This window comes from Streptomyces sp. V4I8 (assembly GCF_041261225.1).
GTDB lineage: Bacteria > Actinomycetota > Actinomycetes > Streptomycetales > Streptomycetaceae > Streptomyces.
In genome coordinates this window covers 8389733-8405113 of sequence record NZ_JBGCCN010000001.1, presented here as the reverse complement: position 1 = coordinate 8405113, position 15381 = coordinate 8389733, and the positions used below count along the sequence as shown (strand labels likewise).

General features: G+C 71.2%; 16 protein-coding genes. 8 read left to right on the top strand and 8 right to left on the bottom strand.

All coding sequences use genetic code 11. The annotated features are described in order from the left end of the window. Positions 1–4: 4 nt before the first annotated feature. From ABIE67_RS38200 to pssA, 4 genes are all read left to right on the top strand, one after another. Positions 5–517, top strand: a complete 513-nt coding sequence (locus tag ABIE67_RS38200) for a MaoC family dehydratase (RefSeq protein WP_062716551.1) — start codon at positions 5–7, stop codon at positions 515–517. After that, a complete protein-coding gene (locus ABIE67_RS38195; protein WP_031475707.1) occupies positions 517–1722 on the top strand; it encodes an acyl-CoA dehydrogenase family protein in 1206 nt (401 codons plus the stop codon). The genes ABIE67_RS38200 and ABIE67_RS38195 overlap by 1 nt, the downstream gene beginning before the upstream one ends. Before the next feature lie 170 nt (positions 1723–1892). Next, positions 1893–2549, top strand: a complete 657-nt coding sequence (locus tag ABIE67_RS38190) for a phosphatidylserine decarboxylase (RefSeq protein WP_048579466.1) — start codon at positions 1893–1895, stop codon at positions 2547–2549. 22 nt (positions 2550–2571) lie between these two features. Further along, on the top strand, positions 2572–3390 hold the full coding sequence (gene pssA / locus ABIE67_RS38185) for a CDP-diacylglycerol--serine O-phosphatidyltransferase (RefSeq protein ID WP_370269354.1): 819 nt from the start codon (positions 2572–2574) through the stop codon (positions 3388–3390). Positions 3391–3655: 265 nt separating this feature from the next. Here pssA and ABIE67_RS38180 read toward each other — a convergent pair whose 3' ends face one another. Continuing rightward, on the bottom strand, positions 3656–4774 hold the full coding sequence (locus ABIE67_RS38180) for a glycerate kinase (RefSeq protein ID WP_370269352.1): 1119 nt from the start codon (positions 4772–4774) through the stop codon (positions 3656–3658). Between the two features lie 214 nt (positions 4775–4988). On the opposite strand from ABIE67_RS38180, the gene ABIE67_RS38175 reads away from it, so the two are divergent. From ABIE67_RS38175 to ABIE67_RS38165, 3 genes are all read left to right on the top strand, one after another. After that, positions 4989–6074 carry an ADP-ribosylglycohydrolase family protein gene (locus ABIE67_RS38175; RefSeq protein ID WP_370266099.1) on the top strand — a complete coding sequence of 362 codons (1086 nt, stop codon included), beginning with the start codon at positions 4989–4991 and terminating at the stop codon, positions 6072–6074. Between the two features lie 170 nt (positions 6075–6244). Continuing rightward, positions 6245–6739 carry an NUDIX domain-containing protein gene (locus ABIE67_RS38170; RefSeq protein ID WP_370266098.1) on the top strand — a complete coding sequence of 165 codons (495 nt, stop codon included), beginning with the start codon at positions 6245–6247 and terminating at the stop codon, positions 6737–6739. A 99-nt stretch (positions 6740–6838) separates the two neighbouring features. Further along, a complete protein-coding gene (locus ABIE67_RS38165) occupies positions 6839–7564 on the top strand; it encodes an NAD-dependent deacetylase (RefSeq protein WP_370266097.1) in 726 nt (241 codons plus the stop codon). A 17-nt stretch (positions 7565–7581) separates the two neighbouring features. Here the strand turns inward: ABIE67_RS38165 and ABIE67_RS38160 are convergent, their stop codons facing one another. After that, positions 7582–8079: a methylated-DNA--[protein]-cysteine S-methyltransferase gene (locus ABIE67_RS38160; RefSeq protein WP_370266096.1), complete on the bottom strand. Its 498-nt coding sequence runs from the start codon at positions 8077–8079 to the stop codon at positions 7582–7584. A gap of 18 nt (positions 8080–8097) precedes the next feature. Next, positions 8098–9588, bottom strand: a complete 1491-nt coding sequence (locus ABIE67_RS38155) for an AlkA N-terminal domain-containing protein (RefSeq protein ID WP_370266095.1) — start codon at positions 9586–9588, stop codon at positions 8098–8100. Between the two features lie 135 nt (positions 9589–9723). Between ABIE67_RS38155 and ABIE67_RS38150 the strand changes: the two genes are divergently transcribed. Then, positions 9724–10101 (top strand): ArsR/SmtB family transcription factor, encoded by a 378-nt coding sequence (locus ABIE67_RS38150; protein WP_370266094.1) that lies wholly within the window; start codon positions 9724–9726, stop codon positions 10099–10101. On the opposite strand, the gene ABIE67_RS38145 is transcribed toward ABIE67_RS38150, so the two are convergent. The 5 genes from ABIE67_RS38145 to eboE form a co-directional block, all read right to left on the bottom strand. Beyond that, positions 10098–10559 carry a hypothetical protein gene (locus ABIE67_RS38145; RefSeq protein WP_370266093.1) on the bottom strand — a complete coding sequence of 154 codons (462 nt, stop codon included), beginning with the start codon at positions 10557–10559 and terminating at the stop codon, positions 10098–10100. The genes ABIE67_RS38150 and ABIE67_RS38145 overlap by 4 nt on opposite strands. Before the next feature lie 450 nt (positions 10560–11009). Then, complete coding sequence (locus tag ABIE67_RS38140; RefSeq protein ID WP_370266092.1) at positions 11010–11519, bottom strand: O-acetyl-ADP-ribose deacetylase; 510 nt, start codon at positions 11517–11519, stop codon at positions 11010–11012. Positions 11520–11560: 41 nt separating this feature from the next. Then, positions 11561–12745 (bottom strand): cytochrome P450, encoded by a 1185-nt coding sequence (locus ABIE67_RS38135; protein WP_370266091.1) that lies wholly within the window; start codon positions 12743–12745, stop codon positions 11561–11563. Beyond that, positions 12742–14220 carry an alkaline phosphatase family protein gene (locus ABIE67_RS38130; protein ID WP_370266090.1) on the bottom strand — a complete coding sequence of 493 codons (1479 nt, stop codon included), beginning with the start codon at positions 14218–14220 and terminating at the stop codon, positions 12742–12744. Before ABIE67_RS38130 ends, ABIE67_RS38135 begins: the two co-directional genes overlap by 4 nt. Then, positions 14217–15374: a metabolite traffic protein EboE gene (gene eboE / locus ABIE67_RS38125; RefSeq protein ID WP_370266089.1), complete on the bottom strand. Its 1158-nt coding sequence runs from the start codon at positions 15372–15374 to the stop codon at positions 14217–14219. The genes ABIE67_RS38130 and eboE overlap by 4 nt, the downstream gene beginning before the upstream one ends. Between the last annotated feature and the right edge of the window lie 7 nt (positions 15375–15381).

Here is a 15381-nt window from a genome sequence, read left to right as displayed (position 1 = left end):
GGCCATGCAGTTCGGACGCACCTACGAGGAGTTCGAGGTCGGGGCGACGTACAAGCACTGGCCGGGCAAGACGGTCACGGAGTACGACGACCACCTGTTCTGTCTCCTCACCATGAACCACCACCCCCTCCACATGGACACGAACTATGCGGAGAAGACGACGGACTTCGGCAAGAACGTCGTCGTGGGCAACTACATCTACTCCCTCCTGCTCGGCATGTCCGTGCCGGACATCTCCGGCAAGGCGATCGCCAACCTGGAGATCGAGTCGCTCAAGCACGTGGCGCCGACCTTCCACGGCGACACGATCTACGGCCAGACGACCGTGCTCGACAAGTGGCCGTCGAAGTCGAAGAACGACCGCGGCATCGTCTACGTCGAGACCAAGGGCTACAAGCAGGACGGCACGCTGGTGTGCGTCTTCCGCCGCAAGGTCATGGTCCCCACCGAGACCTACATCAAGGAGCGCGGCGGCGAGCAGCCCGGCCGCCCGGAGCTGAAGCAGCAGGAGAAGTAATGGCGCGCCTCGCCCAGACCGCCGGTCTGACCGACATTCAGCAGGAGATCCTCTCCACCGTCCGCGACTTCGTGGACAAGGAGATCATCCCGGTCGCGACCGAGCTGGAGCACCGCGACGAGTACCCGCAGCAGATCGTCGACGGCCTCAAGGAGTTGGGCCTCTTCGGCCTGATGATCCCCGAGGAGTACGGCGGTCTGGGCGAGTCGCTCCTGACGTACGCCCTCTGCGTCGAGGAGATCGCCCGCGGCTGGATGTCGGTCTCCGGCATCATCAACACGCACTTCATCGTGGCGTACATGCTCAAGCAGCACGGCACGCAGGAGCAGAAGGACCACTTCCTGCCGAGGATGGCCGCCGGCGACATCCGCGGCGCTTTCTCGATGTCGGAGCCGGGCCTGGGCTCCGATGTGTCGGCCATCACGTCGAAGGCGGTGAAGGACGGCGAGGAGTACGTCCTGAACGGCCAGAAGATGTGGCTGACGAACGGCGGAACGTCGTCTCTCGTCGCCGTACTCGTCCGAAGTGACGAAGGACACCCCGAGGGCACCGCGCCCCACAAGTCGATGACGACCTTCCTCGTCGAGAAGGAGCCCGGCTTCGGAGAGGTCCGCCCCGGCCTCACCATCCCGGGCAAGATCGACAAGATGGGCTACAAGGGCGTCGACACGACCGAACTCATCATGGACGGCCTGCGCATTCCGGCCAATCGGGTGCTCGGCGGCGTCACCGGTCGAGGTTTTTACCAAATGATGGACGGCGTCGAGGTCGGGCGCGTGAATGTGGCGGCGCGTGGCTGTGGCGTCGCTCAGCGTGCGTTCGAGCTCGGCGTCCAGTACGCCCAGCAGCGTCACACTTTCGGCAAGCCGATCGCTCAGCACCAGGCCATCCAGTTCAAGCTGGCCGAGATGGCTACCAAGGTCGAGGCGGCGCATGCGATGATGGTGAACGCGGCTCGCAAAAAGGACTCAGGGGAGCGAAACGACCTCGAAGCAGGGATGGCGAAGTACCTCGCCTCCGAGTACTGCAAGGAGGTCGTGGAGGATGCTTTCCGGATCCACGGCGGCTACGGCTTCTCCAAGGAGTACGAGATCGAGCGCCTCTACCGTGAGGCCCCGATGCTGCTTATCGGTGAAGGTACCGCCGAGATCCAGAAAATGATCATCGGTCGCAGGCTTCTCGAAGAGTATCGGTTCCAGGGCTAGATGTCCGGGTTCGGGGTGTTTTCTTCGAGAAGAAGATCACACCCCGTCAATCCGCTTCGGCCGCCGACTCGACTTCCTGGCTTGCCCAGTTGTGGCCCGCGACCGGTACGATCCCGGGAAAGCCGCCGTCCCCCGTCGAAGCGCGGCATCATCCGCTACGAAGGTCATCCATGCCCCACAGCCAAACCTCTGCACCTCGCGACAGCCGGGCCGGCGTACGCCTCGCGCGCGGAGCATCGCCGTGGCTTCTCCCGACCGTCGCCACCGCAGCCCTCAGCCTGGCCCGCGCACGCCGCTCCGGCGTCGCCAAGGCCGTGGCCGTGCCCGCCACCGCGCTCGCGGCGGGCATGCTGTGGTTCTTCCGCGACCCCGAGCGCGAGATCGCCCAGGGCCGGGTCATCTCGCCCGCCGACGGTGTGGTGCAGAGCATCATGCCGTGGAAGGACGGCCGCACCCGCGTCGCGATCTTCATGAGCCCGCTCAACGTCCACGTCAACCGTGCCCCGCTCTCCGGCACCGTGACGTCCGTGGAGCACATCCCCGGCGGGTTCGTTCCGGCGTTCAACAAGGAGAGCGAGAACAACGAGCGCGTAGTCTGGCATTTCGACACCGAACTCGGCGACATCGAGATGATCCAGATCGCCGGCGCGGTGGCCCGTCGTATCGTCCCCTACATCCCGCAGGGCACGAAGGTCGAGCAGGGCGACCGTATCGGTCTGATCCGCTTCGGCTCGCGTGTCGACATCTACCTGCCCGAGGGCGTGGAGGTCGCGGTCGAGGTCGGGCAGAAGACCGTGGCTGGGGTGACTCGCATTGACCGTGATTGATCCTGAGACTCAGCCGGGCTGGGTGCCCGAGGCCGACGAGGTCGACGAAGAGGAGGAGATGCCTCTTTCTCTCCGCCTGTCGATAGCGGACACCCTCACTCTCGGCAACGCCACGTGCGGCTTCATGGCGGTGTACTTCACCACCACCGGCATCCTGATCCCGCACCTCACCGGCAGCCAGGAAACCGGCATGGCCCGCCACAGCGCGGCCACTGCGGTGATCCTGATGCTGTGCGCGGCGGTCTTCGACCTGTTCGACGGCCTGGTGGCGAGGAAGCTGCGCTCCTCCCCCATGGGCGCGGAGCTGGACAACCTCTCGGACCTGATCAGCTTCGGCCTGGCCCCGGCGTACTTCGTCCTGGTCTACGGCATGGTCGCCGACGACGCGCACCAGCGGGTGGCGGCGGTCGGCGCGATCGTCGTTCTGCTCGCGGTGGTGCTGAGACTCGCGCGGTTCTCCTGCGTGACGGTGCCGAACGGCATGTTCCAGGGCATGCCGTCCCCGTTCGGGGCGCTGACGGTCGTCTCGATCGTCCTGCTGGAGCTGCCCTTCGTGGCGACGCTGCTGGCGATTCTGGGGACGGCCTGGCTGATGGTGAGCCGGGTCGAGTACCCGAAGCCGCGGGGGCGCCTCGCGGTGGCGATGCTGACCTGGATCGTCGTGTCGATGGGTCTGCTGGCGGCCTGGGCCTTCGACGCCCCGAGCGGGCAGCTGCTGCTCCAGACCGGGTGCGCGCTGCAGCTGGTGACGGGCGCGGTCATCCCGCTGTTCGCCACGGCCCGTCGGGTGAACAACTTCCGCGACAACCGGCGTGAGGCGCGGGCGGCGCAGCTGCCGTAACGCTCTGCTGAGTGGGGCCCCGGACCGTGTCGGTCCGGGGCCCTTCGCATACCCGGCACCCGGCTTCTCTCGCCCCCGCCGCCCCTATCCGTCCCATCCTTCTGGGGCTCCGCCCCAGACCCCGCTCCTCAAACGCCGGAGGGGCTGGTTGTTCAGCCCGTCCGGCGTTTGAGGACGAGGCCCGGAGGGCCGAAGCGGGGGTCTGGGGGCGGCAGCCCCCAGGGACGGGACGGGTAGGGGCGGCGGGGGCGAGAGAAGCCCGGGCTCAGGACAGGAAGTCCTGGGCGATCCGTTCCGCCGAGCGTTCCAGGATGGGGCCCGCGTCCGCGATGCACTTGGCCACGTCCGGCTCGAGTTCCGTCAGCGGGTACGCCCGCCGGATCCCGGCCCGCCCGAGCGCCTCCGGCACCAGCGCGAGGCGCCCGCACACGGCGACGACCTCCTTGCCGGCCGCGCGGGCGGCGGCGGCGACGCCCGCCGGGGCCTTGCCGTGCAGGGTCTGCTCGTCCAGCGATCCCTCGCCGGTGATGACCAGGTCCGCCCGCTCCAGCGCGGGCGCGAAGCCCAGGACGTCCAGCATGACCTCGATGCCGGGGCGGAAACGGGCACCGAGGAGGAGGGCGCCGTAGCCGATACCGCCCGCGGCACCGGCCCCGGGCGCGGCGGCGTGCGCGGCCGCCCTGGGGCCGACCGCCCCCTCCAGCACCTTCGCGAAGTGCGCGAGCGCGGTGTCCAGCGCCGCCACGTCGTCCGGCGAGGCGCCCTTCTGCGGGCCGTACACCGCGGGTGCGCCCTTCGGACCGGTCAGCGGATTGTCGACGTCGCTGGCGAGCACCAGTTCGACGGAGGACAGCCTCGGGTCCAGGCCGGACAGGTCGGCGGTGGCCAGGTCGCGCAGGCCTCCCCCGCCCGGCGCCACCGGCTCCCCGTCCGCGTCCAGGAAGCGCGCCCCGAGCGCGCTCAGCATTCCGGCCCCGCCGTCCGTGGTGGCGCTGCCGCCGACCCCGAACACGATGGTGCGGGCGCCCGCGTCCAGTGCGGCCCGCAGCAGCTCCCCTGAACCGTACGTGGACGCCGTGAGGGGTGCGAAGACGCCCGCGGGCAGCCGCTGCAGGCCGCTCGCCTCCGCCATCTCCACGACGGCCGTGTCGCCGCGCAGCGCGAACGCCGCCGTCACCTCGTGCCCGAGGGGCCCGGCGACCCGGACCTCCCGCCGTTCGAAGCCGGCCGCGACCGCCGCGTCCACGGTCCCGTCGCCGCCGTCGGCCACCGGCATGGCCTCGACCTCGAGGCCCGGCACGACCCGGCGCAGACCGGCCGTCACACGCTCGGCGACCTGCACGGCCGTCAGCGACCCCTTGAACTTGTCCGCGGCGATGAGCACGCGCTGTGTCACCTGATTTTCCCCTTGCTCTCCGGGCCTCGCGCACGCCAAGGCCAGTCGCGCCGCTGCGACCTTAACCGGAGGAGGCCCATGACGTCATGCGATGCCCGGACCCTGAGAAGGCTGTGGGAGCAACGTACGAGCGGCCTGGGAAGCGGCTGTGCGAGCTGCCGGACACCGAGCGACCGCGGCCGGAATTGGGTAAACCGGTCCTATGACCCCTGTGGGCACTGAGCCAGAGCTCGCCGACCGCGTCCTCGGGGGCTGGCTGGGCCGGATCGCCGGCAACATGCTCGGCAAACCGGTCGAGCAGGGCGACCTGTGGACGCGGGACCGGATCGACCAGTATCTGCGGCAGGCCGCCGCCCTGCCCCTCACCGACTATCTTCCCGAGCCGATCAGCGAGGACGACGGCTTCGAGCTGCGGCCCGAGTGGCGGCAGTGCGTGCGCGGCCGCATCCACGGCAGCTGCCGCGACGACGACGTCGACTACGCGATCCTCGGCCTGGACCTGCTGGAGACCCATGGCTTCGCCTTCAGCACCGAGCAGGTCGGCGACCTGTGGCTGCTGCGGCTGCCGTATCTGCAGACCTTCACGGCGGAGCGGGCCGCGTACCGCAACCTCGCGAACGGGTTGAAGCCGCCGCTGACCGCCACGTACGACAACCCCTACCAGGAGTGGATCGGCGCTCTCATCCGCGCCGACATCTACGGCTGGACCTGCCCCGGCGTCCCACGCCGCGCCGCCGCCCTCGCCCGCCGGGACGCGGTGCTGTCGCACACCGGCAACGGCGTGTACGGCGCGATGTGGGCGGCGGCGCTGATCGCGGCGGCGTTCACGGCGCCCACGGTCCGCAAAGCGGTCGACGAGGCGCTCGCCGTCATCCCGGCGAGCAGCCGCCTCGCCCGTACCGTACGCCGCGTCGTGTCGCTCCATGACACCCGGATGACCTGGGAGGACACGCTCGCCACGGTCGCCGAGGAGACCGCCGGGCTCGGCTGGATCCACACCATCCCGAACGCGGCCGTGCTCACCGCCGGGCTCCTGTACGGCGACGGCGACTTCACCCGCACCATCACCCTCACCGTGCGCGGCGGCCTGGACACCGACTCCAACGGCGCGACCGCCGGCTCGGTGGCGGGCGTACTGGGAGGGGCGGAGGCGATCCCGGACCAGTGGACCGGGCCGCTGGAGGACACGGTCCGCAGCGCGGTCTTCGGGTTCGACGGGGTGCGGATCAGCGAGCTGGCGGAGCGGACGGTGCGGTTGGCCCAGGCGGAGGTCCACCAGGTCCGTTAGATCCACCAGGTCCAGTAGTGCCGGCGAGCGACGGAGAGCGGCGCGTGCGCGCTCCGGAGCAGGGCACCCGCTGCGCCGAGCGGGCGTGTGCCTCCTTGAGCGGGGTGTGTGCTTCCCCGAGCCGGCCCGACGGTCGAGGTGTGGTCGCTCGGGCTGGTTACGCTGCCTGGATGACGACGACGCAAAACTTCGCCACGTACATCGCGGGTCTCCCCCGCGTCCTCGCCGGTGCCGCCGCCCTCTTCCGGGACGCCGAGGGCCAGGTGCTGCTCGTGGAGCCCAACTACCGTGAGGGCTGGGCGCTTCCGGGCGGCACGGTCGAGTCCGACGACGGCGAGACGCCTCGCCAGGGCGCGCGCCGCGAGACGGCCGAGGAGATCGGCCTGGACCGGGAGCTGGGCCGGCTGCTCGCGGTGGACTGGGTGCACGGGACGGGGCGGCCGCCGCTGGTGGCGTACCTGTACGACGGTGGCGTACTCGGCGAGGACGACTTCAAGGCGATCCGGTTGCAGGAGGCGGAGCTGCTGTCCTGGCGGCTGGTTCCGCGCGGGGAGATCACCGCGCATCTGCCCGGCGCCCTGGGCCGCCGCGTCCTGGCCGCACTGGACGTCCTCGCGGACGGCGGGGGGACGGCGGAGCTGGAGAACGGTCACCGGGTGGACTGACCGGGGGCCATGACTTCCACGGCAGGGTCGAATATCTTCCACCGGCCGGGTCGATTATCCATTCGCCGCGTTCAGGGCGCCCGTCCTACCCTCGGCAGCATGACCAAGCCCCTCGTCGCCCTCCTCAGCGGCGCCGGTATCTCGACCGACTCCGGTATCCCCGACTACCGCGGCCCGAACGGGCTGTGGCGGCGGGATCCGGAGGCCGAGAAGCTCGTGACGTACGAGTACTACATGGGCGATCCGGAGATCCGGCGGCGCTCGTGGCAGATGCGGCGCAAGAACCGCACGCTCAAGGCCGAGCCGAACGCGGCGCACCTGGCGGTGGCCGAGCTGGAGCGGTCCGGGGTGCCGGTGCGGGTGATCACGCAGAACGTGGACGGGCTGCACCAGCTGGCCGGGATGCCCGCCCGCAAGGTGCTCGAACTGCACGGCAGCGCGCGCAGTGTGCTCTGCACGAAGTGCCATGCGCGCGGGCCGATGGAGGACGCCCTCGCGCGGGTGGAGGCCGGTGAGGACGACCCGCCGTGCCTGGAGTGCGGCGGGATCCTCAAGTCCGCGACGGTGATGTTCGGCGAGCGGCTCGATCCCGTGGTCCTCGGCGAGGCGGCCGCGATCACCAAGGCCTGCCAGGTGTTCATCGCCGTCGGCAGCAGCCTCCAGGTGCAGCCCGCCGCCGGGCTCGCGGGCGTCGCCGCCGACCACGGCGCCCGGCTGATCATCGTCAACGCCGAGCCGACGCCGTACGACGACCGCGCCGACGAGGTCATACGCGAGCCCATCGGCACGGCGCTGCCGAAGCTGCTGCGCGGACTCGCCGACTGAAGCAGCCGCCCGGAAGGCTAGGGGGTGTTTCCCTGGAACAGCGCCGCTCCGTTCTCGAAGTCCAGCAGTCGCTGCTTGCGGTCCAGGCCGCCGCCGTACCCGGTGAGGCTGCCGTTGGCTCCGACGACGCGGTGGCAGGGGACGATGATGCCGATCGGGTTCTTGCCGTTGGCGAGGCCGACCGCGCGGGAGGCACCGGCGTTGCCGAGGGTGTCGGCGAGTTGGCCGTAGGAGCGGGTCTCGCCGTACGGGATCTTGCGCAGTTGCTCCCAGACGCTGCGCTGGAACGGCGTTCCGCACAGGCGCAGTTCCAGCGTGAACTCCTTCAACTCACCCGCGAAATAGGCCCCCAGCTGTTCCTCGGCTGCTCCGAAGAGGGACTCGTCGCGGGTGCCGAAGGTCTCCTCGTGCGGGCGGTGGCGTTGGTCGGTCATGTAGAGGCCGCACAGGACGCCGTCCTCGGCGACGAGCGTCAGGGGGCCGTACGGGCTGTCGATGACGGTGTGCTGCTTCATCAGGTGTTCCTAACGTGCTTACACGGGGAGGAAGTTGATCGGGTGGCTGTCCGTCGCCCACAGGTACTGGACGGCGTACGCCCGCCACGGGCGCCACGCGGCCGCCCGGGCCGTGAGGGCCGCCGGAGTCGACGGGAGGCCCAACTCCTGGGCGGCGCGGCGGATTCCGAGATCGGTGGGGAGGAAGGCGTCGGGGTCACCGAGGGCGCGCATCGCGATGACGTCGACCGTCCAGGGGCCGAATCCGGGGAGGGCGAGGAGGCGGGCGCGGGTCTCCCGCCAGTCGCTGTCGGGCCCCAAGCGCACCTCGCCGTCGGCGAGTTGACGGACCAGGGTGGTGAAGGTCGCTCGGCGCGTGCGGGGCATCGCCAGTGATTCCGGGTCCACGGAGGCCAGCGCCTCGGGGGACGGGAAGAGGTGGGTGAGGCCGCCTTCGGGGTCGTCGACCCGCTCGCCGTGGGCGGTGACCAGGCGGGCCGCGTGGGTGCGGGCGGCGGCCGTGGAGACCTGCTGCCCGAGCACGGCCCGTACGGCGAACTCCGCCTCGTCGACCGTGCGCGGGACCCGGCGCCCGGGTGCCTTGTCGATCAGGGGCGCGAGCAGGGGATCCGTGCGCAGCCGGTCGTCGATCGCGACCGGATCGGCGTCCAGGTCGAGCATCCGGCGGCACCGGCTGATCGCGACGGTCAGATCGCGCAGGTCGCTGAGGGTGAGGCGGCAGGCGATGTGGTCGGGCTGGGGTGCCAAGGACACGAGGCCGTGGCCGTACGGCAGCCTGAGCGTGCGGCGGTAGGCGCCGTCCCGCCACTCCTCGACCCCGGGGACGGCGGTCGCGGCGAGGTGGCCGAAGAGGTTGTCGGGGTTGAGGGGGGCGCGGAACGGCAGGCGCAGGGTCAGGGTGCCGGTGGTCTTCGCGGCGGTCCCGGGGTCGCTGCGGGGTGCGCGGGCCCGCAGGTCGGTCGGGGCCAGGGCGTAGACCTCGCGGACGGTGTCGTTGAAGGTGCGGATGGAGGCGAACCCGGCCGCGAAGGCGATGTCCGCCATGGGCAGGGGCGTCGTCTCGATGAGGAGGCGGGCCGCCTGGGCTCGCTGGGCGCGGGCCAGGGCGAGCGGGCCGGCGCCCAGTTCGGCGAGGAGCTGGCGTTCGATCTGCCGGGTGCTGTAGCCGAGCCGGGCGGCGAGGCCGGGCACGCCCTCGCGGTCCACGACGCCGTCGGCGATCAGCCGCATCGCGCGGGCCACGAGGTCGGCGCGCTGGTTCCATTCCGGGGAGCCGGGGCTGGTGTCCGGGCGGCAGCGCTTGCACGCCCGGAACCCGGCCTGCTGGCAGGCTGCCGCGCTCGGCTGGAACCGCATGTTCTCGGGCTTGGGCGGGACCACCGGGCAGCTGGGCCGGCAGTAGATCCCGGTCGTCACGACCGCCGTGAAGAACCAGCCGTCGAAGCGGGCGTCCTTGGACTGGACGGCGCGCACGCAGCGCTCGGTGTCGGTGTGCATCCCCTTCTGCATGCGTCCAGCATCGACCACGGGCGACGAGGGCTCGCGAGAATCCGACATCAACCTCGCCTGTCCTGGGAGCTGCCGGATCACCCCATACATGAATAATCATTCATGTGTTCACGTGCGATGGGTAAGATACCCGGCATGGGTCATGGAGCCGTCACCGCCGCGCAGGACGCCCCCGAGCGCGTACGCCTGGACGCGGCCAACGTCGCCAAGGTGGCCACCACCCTCCAGGCCCTGTCCACCCCCTCCCGCCTGCTGATCCTGGCGCGGCTGCGTGAGGGTCCGCTGCCGGCCACGGAGTTGGCGGCCGAGGTCGGGATGGAACAGTCCGCCTGCTCGCACCAACTGCGGCTGCTGCGCAATCTGGGCCTGGTGGTGGGTGAGCGGCGCGGCCGCTCGGTCGTGTACGCGTTGCACGACCATCATGTCGCCGAGCTGCTCGACCAGGCCGTGTACCACGTGGAGCATCTGCGGCTGGGCATCAGCGACGCGGCCGAGGCGGAGACCGAGGCCTAGGGGGCGGGAGTCGGGCCCACACCCCGCAACTGCTGGATTTCCCCGCCCAGTCGGGGGCGCAGCTGCTCCAGCAACTCCGGTTTCGCGCTGACCACCCAGCGGGTGCCGACGAGATACTTGCCGCCGTAGACGGCGGCCGCGTCCAGCCAGGTCACCTTGAGCTTCTCCTGCGGGAAAGTCGTGATGAGGTAGTCGCCCCGCTTCGTCCGGCAGACACCCTCGCGCAGTTCGTCCGCCTCGGTCCGGATCTTGACCTTGCAACCCGTCAGGCCGGCGATCACCTCGACCCTGGCCGGTGCCACGACGGCGGCCACGGTGGCGGAGACGTTCGTGGGGCTGCCCTTCGCGGTGGCCCCCTTGCCGTCCTCACCCCCGCCGCACGCGGTGGCCAGGAGCAGAAGAGCCAGACTGCCGGTCGCCGTCGCGATGCGGCCGCTGCGGCCTCGGTGTGGTTGCACGAAGCTTCCTCGGTGTGACTGTGGCTGCACGAAAGGTGGTACGGATCAAGGCCGGGAGTCGTTCAGCTCGTGGGTCACGTGGTTCCGGTCGGCTGTCAGCGGGCCGCCCGTAGGCGCGGTCGGGGCTGGTGCCGATGACGAAGGCGCGGGCGGTGAAGCCCCGTCCGGCCCCTCAGGCCTCCGCAGCGAGCTGAGAGACGGGACCGGCACACGAGGCCGGGACACCCGCAGACTGGTGCGGTGGATCTCCAGCAGTTGAGGCCGGCGTAGGCCGTGGCGCGGACGCGGGCGTCCGCTGCCGCGCGGGCGAGGGCGTCGGACCGGGTCCTCGGTGCGCAGCAGGGTGAGGACGCGCAGGAAGAAGCGCTCGGAGTCGGCGCTTCAGTTGGCCGTGGCCCGCAGCGCCTGCGGTACGACCACGTGCCGCATGGTCTGACGGGGTGTCATTTCTCAGCGGAGCTGTGCGGCGAACGCCTCAAACGCCCGCTTGTCGAAGAGCACGAACCGAACCTCCTCGACCGCCGTCTCCGTCGCCCGCACCGTCTCGACCGCGATCCGGGCGGCATACTCCATCGGCCACCCGTAGATCCCGGCGGAGACAGCCGGAAACGCCACCGTGCGAGCGCCCAGCTCGTCGGCGACCCGCAGCGACTCCCGGTAGCAGGAAGCCAGCAACTCCGACCGATCCTCCTCAGGGGTAAACCGGGGACCCACCGTATGGATCACCCACCGCGCGTCCAGCTCCCCCGCCGTGGTGGCGACCGCCTGCCCCGTCCGCAAACCCTTGCCGTACTGGGAGGCGCGCAGCTTGCGGCATTCGTCGAGGATCGCGGGGCCGCCGCGGCGGTGGATCGCGCCGTCGACTCCTCCCCCGCCGAGGAGGGAGGAGTTCGCGGCGTTGACGATCGCGTCGACCGTCTCTCGCGTGATGTCGCCCTGGACGAGCCTGATGGTGGTCATGGCTGCCTCTATAGCAGCCCTGGCCACCTACGGGCGGTTCATTACCAGGCGACCGGCAGCGAGCGCACCCCGTGGACCGTGCTCGTCGAGAGGGCGAGCGACTCGGGCGGGACCGTCATGCGCAGGGACGGGAGCCTGCGGAACAGGGTGGACAGGCCGAGGCGGAGTTCGGTGCGGGCGAGGGACTGGCCGAGGCACTGGTGCAGGCCGTGGCCGAAGGCGAGGTGGCCGCTCGCGTCGCGGCGGACGTCGAGGGCGTCGGGGTCGGCGTACACGGACGGGTCACGGTTGGCGGCCTGCAACGCCACCACCACGCCCTCGCCCGCGCGGATACGGACGCCGGACAGGTCGACGTCCTCCGTGGCGACCCGGCGGATCCCGGAGTGGATGACGGTCAGATGGCGCAGGAGTTCCTCCACTGCGCCCGGCCACAGGGAGTCGTCGGAGCGCAGTGCGTCGAGCTGGGCCGGGTTCTGCAGCAGGGCGATCGCGGCCAGCGGGAACATGTTGGCCGTCGTCTCATGGCCCGCCAGGAGGAGCAGGGAGACCATGCCGGTGGCCTCGTCGAGGGTGGCCTCGCCGGTCGCCACGCGCTCCGTCGCCAGGCGGGAGACGAGGTCGTCGGCGGGGTCGTGCGTGCGGCGCTCGATGAGGGCGCGCAGGTAGCCGTAGAGCGCCACGCGGGCGGCCATCGCCTCGGCCGGGTCGCCGGCGACGCTGGTGAGGGCGTTGGACTTCGCGCGGAAGAACCCGTGGTCCTCGTAGGGGACGCCGAGCAGTTCGCAGATGGCGAGGGTGGGGAGCGGCAGCGCGTACGACGCCACCAGGTCCGCTTCCGTCGTGCCGCCGGCCGTCATCGCGTCCAGGAGGTCGTCGCAGATCCGCTGGACGGCGCCCTCCAGCTGCTCGATGCGCCGGAAGGTGAAGTCGGGGATCAGCATGCGGCGCAGCCGGGTGTGGTCCGGCGGGTCCATCTGGTGGAAGAGGCCGGGGGCCTGCGGCGGGGCTCCGGGGCGGGTGTGGGGGAAGGCCGGGTGGTTGGCGTCCGCGCTGAAGCGCGGGTCGGCGAGGACCGTGCGGGCGTCCTCGTGACCGGTGATCAGCCACGGGCTGTTGTCGCCCCAGATCGTCACCCGGAGGGCTGACTCCTCGGACTGCCACTTGGCGTACTCGGGGGCCGGGTCGAGCAGGGGGCGGATGGTGGGGAGGGGCGGATGCGTCGTCATTTCTGCGTTCCTTGTTCTGCGCCTTGTTCTGCGCCTTGTTCCGTGCCGTGTTCCGCGCCTCGTTCTGCGTCGGACGTCCCGTGCAGGCCCGCCAGGCCCAGCAGCAGCGACTTGACCTCCGTGGCCGCGTAGGCGTCCTTCGCCCGCTCCGGTTCCGAGCACAGCAGTACGGGGCCGTGGTCGGGGTCGGTGGGCAGTCGGCCGTGGCTGCCGCGGACGCCGGAGGGGTCGAGGGGGACGGTCCTGAGGCGGTAGCGGAAGCCGAGCTTCTTGCGGGCGACCTGGCCGACGGCGCGCAGTTTCACCGCGGGGACCGTCTCGTCGTAGAGGAGCTCGGCGGGGTCGTAGCCGGGCTTGCGGTGGATCTCGACCTGGCGGGCGAAGTCGGGGGCGCGGTCGTCGTCCAGCCAGTAGTAGTACGTGAACCAGGCGTCGGGGTCGGCGAGTGCGACGAGTTCGCCGGAGCGCTCGTGGTCCAGACCGTGGGCCGCCTTGCCCGCGGCGTCCAGCACCCGTTCCACGCCCCCGAGTTCACCGACGACCTTCGCGACCGCCTCGGTGTCGGCCGGGTCGCGGACGTACACATGGGCGACCTGGTGGTCGGCGACCGCGAAGGCGCGCGAGGTCCACGGGTCGAGGTACTCCATGCCGTCCTGGGTGTACACCTCCAGCAGCCCGGCCCGGCGCAGGGCGCGGTTGATGTCGACCGGGCGGGAGACGGGCGTGATGCCGTACTCGCTGAGGGCGACGACGGTGGCGCCCGCGCGCAGGAAGTGGTCGATCAACGGGCTCAGCGCCTCGTCGAGTTGGCGGGCGGCACGGATGGTCTCCGGTGAATCCGGGCCGGAGCGCTGGGGCTCGTAGTCCATCTGCGGGATGTAGACGAGCGTGAGGTCGGGGCGGTGCTCGTCGAAGACCTGGCGGGCGGCGGCCAGGATCCACTGGGTGGAGGGCATGCCCGCGTTCGGGCCCCAGTAGGTGAAGAGGGGGAACGGCCCCAGCCGGTCGATGAGTTCGTCGTGGAGGGACGGGGGCCAGGTGTAGCAGTCGGGTTCCTTGCGGCCGTCGGAGTAGTAGACGGGGCGCGGGGTGACCGTCCAGTCGACGTCGGCGCCCATCGCGTACCACCAGCAGATGTTGGCGACCTTGTAGTCGGGGTTGGTCCTCCGGGCCGTCTCCCAGACCTTCTCGCCGCCGACGAGCGCGTTGTGCTGGCGCCACAGCATGACCTCGCCGAGGTCGCGGAAGTACCAGCCGTTGGCCACCACGCCGTGCGTGGACGGGGGTTCGCCGGTCAGGAGGGTGGACTGGACGGTGCAGGTGACGGCGGGGAGCACGGTGTCGAGCCGGGCCTGGAAGCCGCGGTCGCCGAGGGCGGCGACAGCCGGCATGTGCTTCAGGAGGTTCGGGGTGAGGCCGACGATGTCGAGGACGACAACGCGGTTCACCGGCTCGGTCACTGGGTCGGTCGTCATGACGGGTCCTCCTTGAGGCCGAGGCCGGTCAACCGGTCGCGGGCCCAGGCGAGTTCGGCGGCGATACCGCCGGGCAGGTCGGCGGGCGGTTCGGGGAGGACGGACCAGGTGTAGGTCTCGACCTCGATGTGGTCGCAGCCGGCCGAGTCCCCGCCCAGCAGCCCGGCGAGGACCTGGTCGAGCTGGTCGGCCGTCGTCCGCAGCGGGGGTTCGGGCTCGGTGTGCAGCGGGGCGTGGAAGTGGACGCGCCAGGGGCCGGCGTCGGCGGGCAGCTCGCCGTCGAGGGCCTCGGGGAGGTCGTCCACGCCGAGTACGTCACCGTCGCCGGCGGTCCGGGTCTGGTGCAGGAACCGGGGTTCGGCGAGCCGGTGCAGGGCCGCGCGGGCGGCGGGGTCGGCCGGGTTCGCGGCCTCCACGGCGCAGGACGCCTGGAGCTTGACCACGGGCATTCCGGCTTCCGCGAGCCGCCGCAAGGCGTCGGCCGGGGGCTCGAACTGCACGGCGAGATGGCAGGCGTCGAGGCAGATGCCGAGCCGGTCGGGGTCCAGTCCGCCCAGCTCCCGTACGGCCTGGGTGGTGGTCTCGACGACGCACCCGGGTTCCGGCTCGAAGCCCACGCGGACACGACGGCCCGTCCACGCCTCCAGCGCGGCGAGCCCCGTGGTCAGCCGCTCCAGGGCGTGCCGGGCCTCCTCGGCGCAGGCGGGCGTCCACGGGGTGCGCCACGCGAGCGGGAGGGTGGACACGCTGCCGTGGTCGACGTCGTCCGGGAGGAGGGCGGCGAGGACGCGGGCGCAGTCCAGGGTGTACTTCAGCCGGGCCTCGTCGGCCCAGTCGGGTTCGTAGACGTCCTTCTTGACGACCTCGCGGTGGAACCCGGCGTACGGGAAGGCGTTGAGGGTGACGGTCTCCAGCCCGCGCGCCCGCAGCTCGCGCTTGAGGCGCGCCAACGCCCCTTCGTCATCGGCGAGTTCGGTGACCACGGGGCACGCCAGCCACAGCCCGATGCCGAGCCGGTCGGCCCCGAGCCGTTCGCGCACCGGCTCGGCGTAGTCGGCCAGTTGGGCGATGACGCCCTCGAGGTCCTCCGCCTGGTGGACGTTGCTGCAGTAGCCGAGGTGGACGGTCGTACCGTCCGGATGCAGAAAGCGCATGGGATGC

Excerpts from the sequence above, each read along its gene's own strand:
- ABIE67_RS38200 (WP_062716551.1), top strand. The coding sequence starts at position 5 with ATGCAGTTCGGACGCACCTACGAGGAGTTCGAGGTCGGGGCGACGTAC.
- ABIE67_RS38195 (WP_031475707.1), top strand. The coding sequence starts at position 517 with ATGGCGCGCCTCGCCCAGACCGCCGGTCTGACCGACATTCAGCAGGAG.
- ABIE67_RS38190 (WP_048579466.1), top strand. The coding sequence starts at position 1,893 with ATGCCCCACAGCCAAACCTCTGCACCTCGCGACAGCCGGGCCGGCGTA.
- ABIE67_RS38175 (WP_370266099.1), top strand. The coding sequence starts at position 4,989 with ATGACCCCTGTGGGCACTGAGCCAGAGCTCGCCGACCGCGTCCTCGGG.
- ABIE67_RS38170 (WP_370266098.1), top strand. The coding sequence starts at position 6,245 with ATGACGACGACGCAAAACTTCGCCACGTACATCGCGGGTCTCCCCCGC.
- ABIE67_RS38165 (WP_370266097.1), top strand. The coding sequence starts at position 6,839 with ATGACCAAGCCCCTCGTCGCCCTCCTCAGCGGCGCCGGTATCTCGACC.
- ABIE67_RS38160 (WP_370266096.1), bottom strand. The coding sequence starts at position 8,079 with ATGAAGCAGCACACCGTCATCGACAGCCCGTACGGCCCCCTGACGCTC.
- ABIE67_RS38155 (WP_370266095.1), bottom strand. The coding sequence starts at position 9,588 with ATGCAGAAGGGGATGCACACCGACACCGAGCGCTGCGTGCGCGCCGTC.
- ABIE67_RS38150 (WP_370266094.1), top strand. The coding sequence starts at position 9,724 with ATGGGTCATGGAGCCGTCACCGCCGCGCAGGACGCCCCCGAGCGCGTA.
- ABIE67_RS38140 (WP_370266092.1), bottom strand. The coding sequence starts at position 11,519 with ATGACCACCATCAGGCTCGTCCAGGGCGACATCACGCGAGAGACGGTC.
- ABIE67_RS38135 (WP_370266091.1), bottom strand. The coding sequence starts at position 12,745 with ATGACGACGCATCCGCCCCTCCCCACCATCCGCCCCCTGCTCGACCCG.
- ABIE67_RS38130 (WP_370266090.1), bottom strand. The coding sequence starts at position 14,220 with ATGACGACCGACCCAGTGACCGAGCCGGTGAACCGCGTTGTCGTCCTC.
- eboE (WP_370266089.1), bottom strand. The coding sequence starts at position 15,374 with ATGCGCTTTCTGCATCCGGACGGTACGACCGTCCACCTCGGCTACTGC.